The organism is Thermosynechococcus sp. TG215 (assembly GCF_031583455.1).
In the GTDB taxonomy this organism is placed as follows: domain Bacteria; phylum Cyanobacteriota; class Cyanobacteriia; order Thermosynechococcales; family Thermosynechococcaceae; genus Thermosynechococcus.
In genome coordinates this window covers 2,449,768-2,464,554 of the sequence record NZ_CP134178.1, presented here as the reverse complement: position 1 = coordinate 2,464,554, position 14,787 = coordinate 2,449,768, and the positions used below count along the sequence as shown (strand labels likewise).

Genomic DNA, 14,787 nt, shown 5'->3' with positions numbered 1-14,787 from the left:
GCAATTAGAATTGCAGAAATACTTACATATTATCTTGCAAAGGGGGACGCTCAAGGGCGATCGCCCCCAAGTACCCTCGGCGATAGTCTTGCAACAGTTGTCGGGCTGCCCGTTCTAAGTCACCATGGTAGCGGTTAGTGGCGAGATCATGAAGATAGGTTTCACCCGTGTCGGTGACGGCTAGACCATAGCGATCGCTGAGGTGATCGGCGTGTCCCAACTGGTGCAGTAGCTCAACAAGAATTGGTGCCACGCGACAAGGGTCGTAGGCAGCTTCGCCAATGTCATCGCAAATGGCCAGTTTTACCGCCGCCTCTTGATTCTTGAAGTTCATAGGCAACACCCCCGGCGCATCCAAAAGTTCCAAGGTGGGAGACAAACGTACCCAGCGCAGTTGCCGGGTTACCCCCGGCCGAGCGGCACTCTCAACCACCCGCTGCCGCAAAAGGCGATTAATCAGTGCTGACTTGCCCACATTGGGAAACCCCAGAACCACAGCCCGTACGGCTCTTACTTGCATGCCCCGCTGTTGACGGCGTTGATTCATGGCAGTCCCTGCCCGCACCGCCGCCTGTTGGAGTTGGCGAATCCCTTCACCCCGCTGCGCATTGGTGAAAAAGACGGTTTCTCCTTGGGTCTCAAACCATGTCAGCCACTGCTGGCGATCGCGATCGCTAATCCTGTCCATGCCATTGAGCACTAAGAGGCGGTGCTTGCCACTAGCCCACTGACGAATTTGGGGATGGTAACTGGCAAGGGGAATCCGTGCATCCCGCACTTCTAAGATCACATCCACCTGTTTCAGTTGTTCCTTAAGGGCGCGTTCTGCCTTAGCAATGTGGCCGGGATACCATTGAATGATCGGACTCATAGAAATTCCACCCCCTTTTTTGCAAAAACAATAGAGCGATCGCCCCCCATGAACGCCATTCAATTGATTTCAGATAATCCTCAATCGTTTTTGAATAGACAGAGCACTATGGTTGTGCGCCTCTGATTAGAAACCTATAAACAACTCTAAAGATTGATAACCCAAACCTATAGAATAATTAAGAATCTCCAAAGCAAAAGTTATTGCATTGGGTATCAACTAAGCTGATGCTTAAGCATAAGACCTACGACGATATCACAGGCTTGCGGATGGTTGCATCATCTCGCTGAGTTTTGCATTGCTCAATTTTGCCCCATTTTGGGGGAATCGTAGCGTTCACACTACCCATTGCAAAGGTTGCCCGTAGAGATTGCTCTATTCGGCACAGTCACTGTTAAAGAGGAAAAACGTCTATGGCCTATACGCAATCCAAATCCCAGAAAGCTGGGTATCAGGCAGGGGTAAAAGACTACCGCCTGACCTATTACACCCCTGATTACACTCCCAAAGATACCGATATTCTAGCGGCCTTTCGTGTGACCCCGCAGCCGGGCGTGCCCTTTGAGGAAGCTGCCGCCGCCGTTGCCGCAGAATCCTCGACAGGGACATGGACCACCGTGTGGACCGACCTGCTGACCGACTTGGATCGCTACAAAGGTCGCTGCTACGACATCGAACCCCTGCCGGGTGAAGATAATCAGTTCATCGCCTACATTGCCTACCCGCTGGATCTCTTTGAAGAAGGATCCGTCACCAACATGCTGACCTCCATTGTGGGGAACGTGTTTGGTTTCAAAGCCCTCAAAGCGCTGCGTCTAGAAGACCTGCGGATTCCGGTGGCTTACCTGAAAACCTTCCAAGGCCCCCCCCACGGGATTCAAGTGGAGCGCGACAAATTGAATAAATATGGTCGTCCCCTCTTGGGCTGCACGATCAAGCCGAAACTGGGTCTGTCGGCGAAAAACTATGGCCGTGCCGTTTATGAATGTCTGCGCGGTGGTCTGGACTTCACCAAAGATGACGAAAACATCAACTCCCAGCCCTTCCAACGCTGGCGCGATCGCTTCCTCTTCGTTGCCGATGCCATTCACAAAGCCCAGGCCGAAACTGGCGAAATCAAAGGCCACTATCTCAACGTAACCGCTCCCACTTGCGAGGAAATGCTGAAGCGGGCAGAGTTTGCCAAAGAACTGGAAATGCCCATCATCATGCATGACTTCCTGACCGCGGGGTTCACTGCCAACACTACCTTGGCCAAATGGTGCCGTGACAATGGCATGCTACTGCACATTCACCGCGCTATGCACGCTGTGATTGACCGTCAGAAAAACCACGGCATCCACTTCCGGGTCTTGGCCAAGTGCTTGCGGATGTCTGGTGGTGACCACATCCACACCGGTACCGTTGTCGGTAAGCTGGAAGGGGATAAAGCCATCACCCTTGGTTTTATCGATCTGTTGCGGGAAAACTACATTGAGCAGGATCGCTCTCGTGGCATTTACTTCACCCAAGACTGGGCCTCGATGCCAGGAGTGATGGCGGTGGCTTCTGGTGGCATTCACGTCTGGCACATGCCCGCACTGGTGGACATTTTTGGTGATGATTCTGTGCTGCAATTTGGGGGCGGCACACTTGGTCACCCTTGGGGGAATGCACCGGGGGCAACTGCGAACCGGGTCGCCCTTGAAGCCTGCATCCAAGCCCGCAACGAAGGTCGTGACCTGATGCGCGAAGGCAGCGACATCATCCGCGAAGCCGCTCGCTGGAGTCCAGAACTGGCTGCTGCCTGCGAACTCTGGAAAGAAATCAAGTTCGAGTTTGAAGCGCAAGACACGATCTAGGTGGTGCAGTTGGGGTTCAATCGGAGCTACGGCAACGATTTCCCCGTAGGTCTATGGATGTCAAGCACATTGCGAAGCAAACCACCAAAACCCTGATGAGTTATCTCACCTATCAGGCCGTGCGAACCGTGATTGGGCAACTGGCCGAAACCGATCCACCGCGATCGCTCTGGCTACACCAGTTCACGAGTCAAGAAAGTGTCCAAGATGGCGAACGCTACTTGGAAGCCCTCTTTCGCGAACAGCCCGATCTCGGTTTTCGCATCCTCACGGTACGTGAACATCTCGCGGAAATGGTGGCGGACTATCTACCAGAAATGTTACGTGCGGGCATCCAGCAGGCCAACTTGCAACAACGCTGTCAACAACTGGAGCGGATGACCCAAGTGTCGGAAGCCAATGTTGAGAGCAGCCATCCAGAAACTCCTGAATAATTTGTTGACTGTGAACCAATTGAGGAACCTATGAAAACACTGCCCAAAGAGCGTCGTTACGAAACTTTCTCCTACCTGCCTCCCCTCAGTGATGCCCAAATTATGCGGCAAATCCAGTACGCGATTGATCAGGGTTACCACCCCTGCGTAGAGTTCAACGAAACCTCTGATGCTGAGATTCACTACTGGACGATGTGGAAGCTGCCCCTGTTTAACTGCACCAATGCCCAAGAGGTGCTCAACGAGGTGCAGCAGTGCCGCTCGGAGTATCCTAACTGCTTTATCCGGGTGGTGGCCTTTGACAATATCAAGCAGTGCCAAGTGATGGGCTTTATTGTCTACAAGCCCAATCAGGCCAACAGCGGCTACGGCGGCTATCGCTATTGAGGCTGAGATTTTCTCAGTCCATTTTAGGGGGGGAAACACCCCCCTATTTTTTATTGCACGTTAATGAGGCGAGCGATCACACAAGTAGGCTTCAACTGCTTGCGGTGCTGTTTTCTACTGATCAGGGTTGGGTTTAGGCATCGGCACTTAGCGACTGGAGTCGGCGCTGAATAATCGCGAGTTGCTGTTGGGCAGCGGTCAGTTGCGCCTGAGCCGTAGCCACCACCTCTGGTTGGGCTTTGTTAACAAAATTGGGGTTGTTGAGGCGAGCCGTTAAAGATTGAATGTCTTTGGTCAGGCGATCGCCCTCCTGCTGGAGTTTGGCCACCAAGGCCGCCACATCCACGACCCCCGCTAGGGGAATGAGCACCTCGCTTTTGCCAACCACACCACTAAACACCTGCTGCGGAATTTGCAGGCCGGTGCCAATGGTTAGCGACTCAAGGCGCGCTAGGTGTTGAATATCTGCCGCCCCAGCCTCAAAGATCGGTGCTTCCTCAGCACTGGCCTCAATCAAGGCCGTAATATACAATCCCGGCTTAATCCCTGCCTCTGCCCGCAGATTGCGCAGGGTGCGGATGGTTTCAATCAAAAGGCTAAATTGGGCTTCAAGGTCAGGGTCAATGGCGCGGCGATTCACTTTCGGGTAGGGTTGTACCGCTAAAACTTCACTGTCTCCCACCTGATGCAGCGTGTGCCAAATTTCCTCGGTGATGTGGGGCATGAAAGGATGGAGCAGCTTCAGGATACCATCGAGAACCGTGGCTAGCACCTGTTGCGCCGTGCGCTTAGCTTTGGCGTTTTCCCCTTGCAAACGGGGTTTCACCAGTTCAATGTACCAGTCGCAAAAATCCCCCCAGATGAATTCGTAGAGTCCCTTAGCCGCCTCCCCAAGGCCATAGCTTTCAATGCGTTCGCGGGTGGTTTGAATGGCCGTGTGGTAGCGACTGAGAATCCAGCGATCGCTGGCCGCCAAGTCCCGCCGCTGTGGTGTCCCCAACTGGCTGGGGGTTTGTCCCTCTAGATTCAGCAACACAAAGCGAGAGGCATTCCAGAGCTTGTTGGCAAAGTTGCGAGCCGCCTCGACGGTTGCCGATTCATCGGTTTTGCGGTTGTAGGCCAAGCGAATATCCTGACCGGCGCCCACCACTTCCTTGACCAAGCTATAGCGCAGCGCATCAGTACCGTATTTTTCAATTAAGATCAGCGGGTCAATGCCATTGTTGGCAGACTTGGACATTTTCTTGTTGTTTTCATCCCGCACCAAGCCGTGGATATAGACATCGCGGAAGGGGATTTTACCCGTGAAGTACTGCCCCATCATAGTCATCCGCGCCACCCAGAAAAAGATGATGTCAAACCCGGTCACAAGGGTGGTGTTGGGGTAATAGCAGCGATAGTCTGGCGTATCATCGGGCCAGCCGAGGGTAGAAAAGGGCCATAGACCAGAGGAAAACCACGTATCCAGTACGTCCTGATCCTGCTGGAGCTGAATCTCCTTGCCAAATTGGGCGATCGCCTTGGCGCGGGCAGCGGCCTCATCCATGGCCACCACAAAGGGCGTGTCATCGCGCACTTCGCCTTCGGTTTCACTGACCACATACCAAGCGGGAATTTGATGCCCCCACCACAGTTGCCGTGAAATACACCAATCCCGTAAGTTCACCAGCCAATCGCGATAGACCTTTGCCCAGCGATCGGGGATAAAGCGGGGGGAGTGCTTTTTATCCAGTGCCTTGAGGGTAGCATCCGCGAGGGGACGAATTTTCACAAACCATTGAGTAGAGAGGAGCGGTTCAATGGGGACTTTGCCGCGATCGCTATAGGGAACGGTGTGTTTATAGTCCTCCACCCGTACCAAAAAGCCCTCTGCCTCTAGGCGAGCCACCACCTGTTTACGCGCCACAAAGCGATCCAGACCTGCAAACTCGCCAGCATTCTCATTGAGGGTGCCATCCTTATTCATCAGGTTAATCATGGGTAGGTGATGGCGTTGCCCCATGACAAAATCATTGGGATCGTGGGCTGGGGTGACTTTCACACAGCCGGTGCCAAAGGTCGGATCTACTAAGGGATCGCCAATAATGGGAATTTCCCGATTCATCAGGGGAAGCCGCAGCGTTTTGCCAATCAAATGGCGATAGCGATCGTCCTCAGGGTGAACCGCCACCGCTGTATCTCCCAGCATCGTTTCTGGCCGGGTCGTCGCCACCTCCAAATATCCTGAGCCATCCGTCAGCGGATAGCGAAAATGCCAGAGATGCCCCTGTACTTCACGGTTTTCCACTTCTAAATCCGAGACTGCCGATTGACTGGCGGGGCACCAGTTCACCAAATACTTACCGCGATAGATCAGCCCTGCTTCATAGAGGCGATTAAAGGCGGTCAGCACCGCCCGCGACAACCCCTCGTCCATGGTGAAGCGTTCGCGCGACCAATCCACCGACAGTCCCAAGCGACGAATTTGGCCGACAATCGTATTGCCCGATGACTCCTTCCACGCCCAAGCCCGCTGCAGATAGGCCTCTCGTCCCAAGGCAAAGCGGTTGGTGCCCTCCGCGTGCAACTGTTGATCCAAAATCGTGCTAACAGCAATACTGGCATGGTCTGTCCCCGGCAGCCAGAGGACGTTGCGACCAATCATGCGGTGATAGCGAATCAGCACATCAATCAGGGCGTGCTCAAAGGCGTGACCCATGTGCAAACTGCCGGTGACATTCGGAGGCGGAATGACAATGCAATAGGGCTTGCCAGGGTGGTTGGGATCGGCGTGAAAGACACCACTGCTTTCCCAAAGCTGTTGCCATTTGGCCTCGGTTTGCTTGGGATCGTATTGACTGGGGAGGGTAATCGCGTCGGTCATGGGTTGCTGCACTACTCCAAGGCGCCTAGGCCATCACCATACCACCATCCACATTGAAGACTTGCCCCGTAATGTAGGCGGCTGCCGGATCCAAGGCCAAAAAGCGCACCATCCCTGCCACCTCTGTGGGTTCGCCATACCGCCCTAGGGGAATGAATTTAAGAATGTCCTCTGCCTTGAGTCCAGCGGTCATCTCAGTGGCAATAAAACCGGGGGCAACGGCATTCACGGTAATGCCCCGACTGGCGAGTTCTTTGGCCACAGTTTTGCTAAACCCAATCACGCCTGCTTTGGCAGCACTGTAGTTGGCTTGGCCAGGGTTGCCCATTTGCCCGGCTACCGAAGCAATGTTGATAATTCGTCCCCGCTTTTGCTTGAGCATCAGTTTACTCACCGCACGGGTACACAGGAAGACCCCCGTCAGGTTCAGGTTAATCACCGCCTGCCAATCCTCGAGGCTCATGCGCAGCAGCAGCGTGTCGCGGGTAATGCCGGCATTGTTGACCAGCACATCGACGCGGCCATAGGTGTCCACCGTTTTGGCCACAAGGGTATCGACCTGCTCAGGGATAGATACATCGGCAGCAATCGCGATCGCTGTTCCCCCTTGCTGTTCAATCATTTGCACCACTTCAAGGGCAGCTTCAGCAGAACGGGCGTAGTTGACAACTACAGTGGCTCCTTCTTTCGCCAGTTCGAGGGCGATCGCCCGACCAATTCCCCGTGAGGCACCAGTGACAATGGCAACGGCTGCTTCGCTCAAATCAGTTCTCTCCTAAGGGCAAAAATGCTGCACGTATGGATAGTCCATCACAAATTTTAACAGCCGATGTTACCCCTCTTGGGTCTAGGGCATGTCAACCCAAATAGATCAACACGCGAGGCAGTATTCTTAGGCGGAGCGATCGAGCCAATCAGACACTGCCTCTAGGTCAGTGAAGTCTAGAAGTGCTTCTGCCAACGCTTCGATTTGATCGGCAGAGAGCTGACGAATCCGTTCTTCAAGGTCATTGGGCACACTGCCAAACCGCCGCCTTAACTGCCGCAGGACAACGGCTGCTTCTCCTTGCTGTAGTCCTTGTTGCAATCCTTGTTGCAATCCCTGCTGTAGTCCTTGCTGTAGTCCTTGCTGTAGTCCTTGCTGTAGTCCTTGTTGTAATCCTTGCTGTAATCCATCCTCTCGTGCCTCAGCATAAACCTCTTGATAAAATCGCGTCCGCTTTAGTTCTTCAGTGGTAAACCCCAGCATGCGCAGCACCTCCTCGCGACTCAGCTTGGTGAACTTGTAGAGCACAATGGTTGTGATTAACTCCATTATGACTTCTGGCCTTGGCACTGCCTCTGTGCGAGTGCGCTCTGCCAGCAACCGTGCTGCTGTCGGCATTTCTGCTTCGGGTAACACGGTGAGCTGCATCAGGGCTAGGCTCAATGGCAACGCCTCAAGTGAACCGAGTTCATTCAAATAGACCCGACGCAGGCGATCGCTATTCACTAACAATTGATACGGCTCAAAACACTCTTGTTCAGCTTGGCGATTGGGATAAATAACCACCGCTTGCCAATCAGAGAAGGTTTGGCGATACAGACGCAAGTAGAGAAAGATTTCAGCAAAGAATCGTTCGTAGAAGGTAGTGTCCCGCTGAAACTGCACTTCACAAAAATAGACTATTCCCGAGGGGTCAGGGGGCACGAAGACGCCATCAATGCGAAAGGCGGTTTGCTTCAACTCGACTGAGTCAAAACGATACCCCTGAGGGGTGTCTATGCCCAAAAGGTCAAAGAGGGTTTGGGGCAGCTGGGCAAACAGTTGGTAAAAGAGGGAGTCGCGGTGCATGGGCTAGGAAGAGCGATTTAGCCACGCAAACACTTCCTCTAGGTCAGTGAAGTCTAGAAGTGCTTCTGCCAACGCTTCGATTTGATCGGGAGAGAGCTGACGAATCCGTTCTTCAAGGTCATTGGGCACACTACCAAACCGCCGCCTTAACTGCCGTAGGACAACGGCTGCTTCTCCTTGCTGCAATCCTTCTTGCCGTCCTTCTTCTCGTCCCTCTTGTCGCCCCTCTTGTCGCCCCTCTTGTCGCCCCTCTTGTCGCCCTTCCTCTCGTGCCTCAGCATACACTTCTTGATAAAATCGCGTCCGCTTTAGTTCTTCAGTGGTAAACCCCAGCATGCGCAGTACCTCCTCGCGACTCAGCTTGGTGAACTTGTAGAGCACAATGGTTGTGATTAACTCCATTATGGCTTCTGGCCTTGGCACTGCCTCTGTGCGAGTGCGCTCTGCCAGCAACCGTGCTGCTGTCGGCATTTCTGCTTCGGGTAACACGGTGAGCTGCATCAGGGCTAGGCTCAATGGCAACGCCTCAAGTGAACCGAGTTCATTCAAATAGACCCGACGCAGGCGATCGCTATTCACTAACAATTGATACGGCTCAAAACACTCTTGTTCTGCTTGGCGATTGGGATAAATAACCACCGCTTGCCAATCAGAGAAGGTTTGACGATACAGCCGCAGATAGAGAAAGATTTCCGCAAAGAATCGTTCGTAGAAGGTGTTGTCCCGCTGAAACTGCACTTCACAAAAATAGACTATTCCCGAGGGGTCGGGGGGCACGAAGACGCCATCAATGCGAAAGGCCGTTTGCTTGAGTTCCACGGATTCAAAACGATACCCCTGCGGTGTGTCTCTGCCCAAGAGGTCAAAGAGGGTTTGGGGCAGCTGGGCAAACAGTTGGTAAAAGAGGGAGTCGCGGTGCATGGGCTAGGAAGAGCGATCGCTCCGACCAGAAACCTCAGAAAACTTCAGAACTAGAGTGTTATGGAGGCAGGGGTTCCCCCTATGCTAAGCTGAGGACTGTATAGAATATGTTGTGGTTTTGCATAGATCCCTATGGCGACGTACTATTACATTCTCGCAAGCAAAAAGTTTTTGACTGAGGAAGAACCCCTTGAGGAAGTGTTTCGCGAGCGACAGCGTCACTATCGGGAGCAAGGCAAAGAGATTGATTTTTGGCTGGTGCCCGAGCCGGCGTTTTTAGAGCAGCCCCAGTTTGCTGAACAGAAGGCGCGTTGTCCACAGCCCGCCGCAGCCATTATCTCCACCAACCAGCAATTTATTCAGTGGCTGAAGCTGCGCTTGGAGTATGTGCTGATGGGGCAATTCACCAGCGAGGAGGTTCCGAATCCCCTTGCTTCCCTTGCAAGCGTTTAGGGACAGGCTTGAGCAACATCGGGATTTTGTTGACGGTAGTCCTTGAGCCAGTCACAGGCGCTGGTTAATAACTGTCCTAGGGTGGCCAGCGGGCTAATCAAGACCTCGTCATCCTCGGTACCAATCGCCACATAAAGTTCGTCTTGGCCACTCACATCAACGCTGTAGGGAATGGCAGAAATACGATCAATCAGTGTAATGAGCTGGCCTCTTTGGTTCCAAACCCGCACACTGCGATCGGGGGAGGCGGTGGCAATCATTTCACCATCGGGGCTAAGACCGAGACTGACAATACTGCGCTGGTGAGCACGAAACACACGGGGGTTGCTGGGGGCATTCTTGCCGTGAATTGACCACAAATAGACGGAGCCACTTTCGCCAGCCGCCGCTAGAAATTGGCCGTTGGCACTAAATTCAAGACTGGCCAGCCATCCTGCATCAGGGTTCAGGCGATAGGCAAGGCGATCGCCCTCAAAATTCCAGACCTCAATTGTGCCCGCAGACCCCGTACTCGCCAGCAGGGGGAGTGTCGGATGGAAGCTGAGGCTCCAAATTTCCCCTTCACTTTTGCGCTTTTGAATGTTCTCTGGCCGCTGGAGGTCAACAAGATAAATGGTGCCTTTTTCATCGCCTGCGGCTAAGTACCGTCGTTGGGGATCTATGGACACGGTGTAGAGGGTAGCCTCGATGGGCAGTTGCCAGATTTGCTGGGAGCGATCCGCAAGGTTCCAGATCACTAATTTTCCCCCTTTGGTGGCGATCGCCACCTGTTGGCCGCTGGGACTAAAGAGCACTTGGTTGATGCCTTGAGGATCGAGAACTGGGGTTGTGGCAAGGAGCGTGCCATCCCGTTGCCAGTACTTGACGCGACCATCTTTGCCCCCCGTGACCACTGTGGCTGCTTGGGGATCTAAGGCCACTGTCCAAATACTTTCTTGATCGGCAAACCAGTGTTCCGTGCGGTGATGATCGAGGTACCACAGCGTCATTTGCCCCCCGCGATCGCTACTGAGGAGCACTGACCCCGTTGGATTAAAGCTGACGGTATTGATCAGGCGTTCATGACTCCCCAACTCAGCAATCAGTTCACCCGTTGGCTGCCACAGACGCATCGTGTTATCTGTGCTCAGGGTCAATAGACGATAGCCCACAGGAGACGTACCCACAAAATACACTGGGGCTGCACTGACACGCCATTGATTGATTTGTTGCCCCTTGGTGTTCCAAAGGCGGAGGGTGCCATCTTTGCCTACCGTCGCCAGTTGGCCATTGCTGAGATAGGTCAAACTGGTTTGGGGAACGGGAAGATCGGCTTGGACTTGCCATGCTTGGAGCAGTTCCCCCTGACGAGACCAAACCCGAATCCAGCCTTCTTCATCGGCAGTGGCCAAGCGATCGCCCCTGATGGCATAACTCAAGCTATTGATACTCTGGCTAGGGGTGGGAATAGTGGCCAGTAATTCCCCTTCAAGGCTCCAACGCAGCATATCCCCTGTAGTTGTGGTGGCCGCCAACTCCTGCCCCTCTGGACTAAAGCGAAAGTTATTGATCGGTAAGGCAGGCAAACGCCGTTCAAAGATAAGTTTTTGCAGTTCGACACGCCACAGGGAAATTTCGCCCTTATTATTGAGCAGACCCACGCGATCGCCCCTAGGGCTGATCCGTGCCAGTTTGACATTGCCAATCTCCAAAGACTGGGCACTCAGTCGCTCGCCGTTCACTCGCCAAAATTCGACAACGCCGCTTTCACTAATGCTGAACTGCTGACCATCAGCCGTCAAAAAGGCCGCCATCAGGGGGGTATTGTCACTCTGCCATTGGTTGCGGGCTTGAATGTGATCGAGGAGAAAATTAAGCACAAAGAGGGGGCGCGTCGTAGGGTATTGACTCAGGGGGCGATCGCCCACCAGTCGTTTTAAGTGGCGTCCTGCCTCAATACCTGCTAAAAGGGCGGGTAACTCTTGGGCTTGAAACTGTTCCAGAAGATCATTACTGGTTTGCTCAAGGGCTAGACTTTCTTGGGAGGCTTGTAGATCTGCATAGGTTTTTGCCAAAATTGCCGCTACCCCCAGAGAAATCACAGAAACAATACCAAGAGCCATGAGGGCGCGGCGGGTCAGACGACTGGCTTTTTGGCGAGCTGCCTCGAGAATGCGGTTGGCAGCACTGATCGTCTCCTTTTCTTGGCGCTCGAGCAGTAACGTGTCTTGAATCGCTTTCTGGTTGGCCTCCTGACTGGCAGAAAGATACTGATAATCCAGATCACTGAGGCTTTTGCCACTGGCCCAGATCAACGCTTCCTCAAGGGCTTGTCCCCGCAGGAGACGGGAGCTATCACTGCCCCCAGAGCGCAGCCATGCTTGGAACTCCTCACTGTAGGGGCGCAGTTGTGCCAACTGTTGCTCAACCCACTGGGCATCAAAAACTTGGGCATAGATGGGGTTAAACACCTGCAATTTGCCTTGGCGCTGGCACACCAATCCCGTTAGAGCGAGGGCTCGCTGCTCACTACTGCCATCAAGGGGAATACCCCCCGTTTCTAAAACCCGCTGATAGAGACCCAAGAGACGACCGATGCGCTGTTCATCGGCCAGCAAGCGATTGCGAATGGTCTTGAGGTGTTCGGGTTCATCTTGCCGCTCCCAATCCTGAAGGATATGCTCTTGGACAAACTGGGCTAACTCATGGGAGAGGGTTGACGCCGGCATAAATGACCCGTGGTGTTGCAGCAGGCGACAGAGTTTTTGGGTCAAGAAGGGTTGGCCACCCGTCCAATTGAGAATTTCCGCCAAGAGTTGATCGGGGTTGTCGCTAAGATGGGCAATGCCCTTGAGTAGGGGGGTGGCTTCCGCAAGGGTAAATCCCTGTAAATCAATGGCACAACCAATGTTAAAGGGGGTGCGTTGCTTATCTTGAATCAGTTGATCGGGGGTGGCCACGCCAAAGAGAGCAAAGGTTAAGCGCTGATATTCGGGATAATCTGCCCGTTGGTTGTAACAAGCGCGGATCCAAGCAAAAAAATCATCGGTGGAAAAGGGCAGACTCAACAAACTATCAATTTCATCAATAAAAATGACAAGGGGTTCACGGGTGTGGGCAAGCAGCACTGTTTCTACGAAATCACTGAGGCGCTGAATGGGTGACACCAGCTGGCGATCGCGCCACCAAGCGCGCAAGGAGACCACATCAGTTAACTGAAATCCCTGAATGAGGGCACCCACAAAGCTGGCATACCACTGCTCGGGTTGAATATTTTGGCTGCCAATTTTGGTAATGTCGAGGGCAGCACAGCGGTACCCCATTGTGATCAATTGCTGTGTTACTTGCACCCGCAAGCTGGATTTGCCCATTTGCCGCGAATTGAGAATATAGCAAAACTCACCAGCGGTCAGGGCAGCCAACAGATCCGCATCCGCTTGCCGTCGGACATAGACTGCCGATGTGGTCGGTAAACTGCCCCCCACTTGATAGGTGGTTGCTGCATCCATTGAGGGTGACCTAGTTGGAAACGGTACGCTCCGGTGCTGTTGACGTGGTTGCCCTCTCTGAAGTGGCCTGACTAGCAAGAAATTCTTTTTCTGTCACTTCTCCCAGTTGCCCCATCGGTTGGGACGGACCATTATTGACACTCACCTTGACAGCGCCAGCATTCCCCGTGCGGACAATTAAACGCTCCTTGGCTTGCCAACTGCGCTCTGTTCCCGACTCCAAAATACCAGCATAGACAACTCGACCATCGGCTTCCACCTCGAGCCACGAGGCATCGGAGAGGGACAACTTGACCTCAACCGTTTCAGGGGTCGTGGGGCTGGGCGTCGGTGTTGCCGCTGCTGTGGGGGTGGGTGTGGGACTGGGGGACGCGGTAGGGGTCGGTGCGGGGGCTAAATCGGTGATGCTTTGGGCTTGAGGACGAAAGAGATAGGCCAACCCAGCCACTGCTGCTGCCACGAGGGCAAAGTACATTAGGTAGAGGTGAATTGGGCGCAACTGCCAACCTATATCGCCCCTGGGAAGACTGGGTTTATCGGGGCGCTCCACAGGGTCAGCCACTGTTGGAAAATTGGCGGCAATACTTTTGCCATCAAGGCCAAGGGCATCGGCAAAACGGCGAATAAATCCTTGGGTATAGACGGGTTCGGGCAACTCCTCAAGGTTGGCATTTTCAATGGCTGCAAGGATTGACTGGCGCACCAACGTTTTGGCGGCCACCTCCTCAAGACTTAGACCCACTTCCCCTCGCTTTTCGCGGAGGAAGGCACCAATTTCTGCCAGTTTTTCTGCCTGTTGATTACTGAAGTGAGGCATCGCTATCTATCTCCTGCCGTCAGTCTATGCCAATTTGCCGAAGAGGGGTTTAGCCATTGGGATTATCCTATAGCAAGCTGCTGTGGATTGGGGGACTGCCTTTGCTAGGCTAGATCTGGCTTTTAGACGCACCTCTTTTTATGACTCAGTTCTCTCCCTTGTACGAAGGCAAGGCAAAGATTATTTATGCCACAGCGGATCCAGACATCTTGCTGGCGGAGTTCAAGGATGAGGCCACCGCCTTTAATGCCCAGAAGCGTGGCTCGATCCAAAACAAGGGAGTGATGAACTGCGCGATCGCCAGCCATTTGTTTCAGTATCTGGCGGCTCAGGGCATCCCCAACCATTTTATTGCTCAAGTGGCGCCAAACAAGATGCACATTCGGCGAGTAGAGATTATTCCCCTTGAGGTGGTGGTGCGCAATCGGGCAGCGGGAAGCCTTTGTCGGCAGACGGGATTGCCCTTGGGATTAGAACTCAATCCCCCCTTGGTGGAGTTTTACCTCAAGAATGATGATCTTGGTGACCCGCTCCTTACAGGCGATCGCCTGCGCCTATTGCAGATTGCTACAGATGAGGAAGTTGCAACGATCAAGGAAATGGCCTTGGCCGTCAATACCCATCTCAGTCGCTTTTTTGCGGAGTGTGGCATTACCTTGGTGGACTTTAAGCTGGAGTTTGGCCGCAGTCCGACGGGGGAGATTCTTTTAGCGGATGAAATTAGTCCCGACAGTTGCCGCCTCTGGAATCAAGATGAAAGTGATCCTAAAAAGCGCATTCTCGATAAAGATCGTTTTCGCCAAGATTTGGGCGCCATTGAGGATGCCTACGCCCTCGTGATGCAGCGAGTGTTAGCCCATAGCGTGAGTTAGCAAGGG

At 53.5% G+C, this 14,787-nt stretch carries 12 protein-coding genes; 5 read left to right on the top strand and 7 right to left on the bottom strand.

The window, feature by feature from the left end:
- Window positions 1-22: 22 nt before the first annotated feature.
- Complete coding sequence (gene ylqF, locus RHJ02_RS12025) at window positions 23-871, bottom strand: ribosome biogenesis GTPase YlqF (protein WP_302678406.1); 849 nt, start codon at window positions 869-871, stop codon at window positions 23-25.
- Between the two features lie 413 nt (window positions 872-1,284).
- Here ylqF and RHJ02_RS12020 point away from each other — a divergent pair, with 413 nt between their 5' ends.
- From RHJ02_RS12020 to RHJ02_RS12010, 3 genes are read left to right on the top strand one after another with little or no spacing between them, the layout of a single operon-like run.
- Entirely contained in the window at window positions 1,285-2,712 is a 1,428-nt protein-coding gene (locus RHJ02_RS12020; RefSeq protein WP_149819787.1) for a form I ribulose bisphosphate carboxylase large subunit, read from the top strand.
- Between the two features lie 53 nt (window positions 2,713-2,765).
- Complete coding sequence (gene rcbX / locus RHJ02_RS12015; RefSeq protein ID WP_206200362.1) at window positions 2,766-3,146, top strand: RuBisCO chaperone RbcX; 381 nt, start codon at window positions 2,766-2,768, stop codon at window positions 3,144-3,146.
- Between the two features lie 30 nt (window positions 3,147-3,176).
- Window positions 3,177-3,533, top strand: coding sequence for a ribulose bisphosphate carboxylase small subunit (locus RHJ02_RS12010; protein WP_206200361.1), 357 nt, complete (start codon window positions 3,177-3,179; stop codon window positions 3,531-3,533).
- Between the two features lie 133 nt (window positions 3,534-3,666).
- On the opposite strand, the gene RHJ02_RS12005 is transcribed toward RHJ02_RS12010, so the two are convergent.
- The 4 genes from RHJ02_RS12005 to RHJ02_RS11990 form a co-directional block, all read right to left on the bottom strand.
- Complete coding sequence (locus RHJ02_RS12005) at window positions 3,667-6,396, bottom strand: valine--tRNA ligase (protein WP_310800267.1); 2,730 nt, start codon at window positions 6,394-6,396, stop codon at window positions 3,667-3,669.
- A gap of 25 nt (window positions 6,397-6,421) precedes the next feature.
- Complete coding sequence (fabG, locus tag RHJ02_RS12000) at window positions 6,422-7,159, bottom strand: 3-oxoacyl-[acyl-carrier-protein] reductase (protein ID WP_206200359.1); 738 nt, start codon at window positions 7,157-7,159, stop codon at window positions 6,422-6,424.
- Window positions 7,160-7,288: 129 nt separating this feature from the next.
- Window positions 7,289-8,230, bottom strand: a complete 942-nt coding sequence (locus RHJ02_RS11995; protein WP_310800266.1) for an Rpn family recombination-promoting nuclease/putative transposase — start codon at window positions 8,228-8,230, stop codon at window positions 7,289-7,291.
- A gap of 3 nt (window positions 8,231-8,233) precedes the next feature.
- The gene (locus RHJ02_RS11990; protein WP_310800264.1) at window positions 8,234-9,151 is read right to left on the bottom strand and encodes an Rpn family recombination-promoting nuclease/putative transposase; all 918 of its coding nucleotides are present in this window, start codon (window positions 9,149-9,151) and stop codon (window positions 8,234-8,236) included.
- Between the two features lie 132 nt (window positions 9,152-9,283).
- On the opposite strand from RHJ02_RS11990, the gene RHJ02_RS11985 reads away from it, so the two are divergent.
- Window positions 9,284-9,604, top strand: coding sequence for an MgPME-cyclase complex family protein (locus RHJ02_RS11985; RefSeq protein ID WP_011057339.1), 321 nt, complete (start codon window positions 9,284-9,286; stop codon window positions 9,602-9,604).
- On the opposite strand, the gene RHJ02_RS11980 is transcribed toward RHJ02_RS11985, so the two are convergent.
- Complete coding sequence (locus RHJ02_RS11980) at window positions 9,601-13,092, bottom strand: AAA-like domain-containing protein (protein ID WP_310800263.1); 3,492 nt, start codon at window positions 13,090-13,092, stop codon at window positions 9,601-9,603. The genes RHJ02_RS11985 and RHJ02_RS11980 overlap by 4 nt on opposite strands.
- Before the next feature lie 10 nt (window positions 13,093-13,102).
- Window positions 13,103-13,909, bottom strand: a complete 807-nt coding sequence (locus RHJ02_RS11975; protein WP_302677431.1) for a helix-turn-helix domain-containing protein — start codon at window positions 13,907-13,909, stop codon at window positions 13,103-13,105.
- 140 nt (window positions 13,910-14,049) lie between these two features.
- On the opposite strand from RHJ02_RS11975, the gene purC reads away from it, so the two are divergent.
- Window positions 14,050-14,781, top strand: a complete 732-nt coding sequence (gene purC, locus RHJ02_RS11970) for a phosphoribosylaminoimidazolesuccinocarboxamide synthase (RefSeq protein ID WP_302677432.1) — start codon at window positions 14,050-14,052, stop codon at window positions 14,779-14,781.
- The last annotated feature ends 6 nt before the right edge of the window (window positions 14,782-14,787 follow it).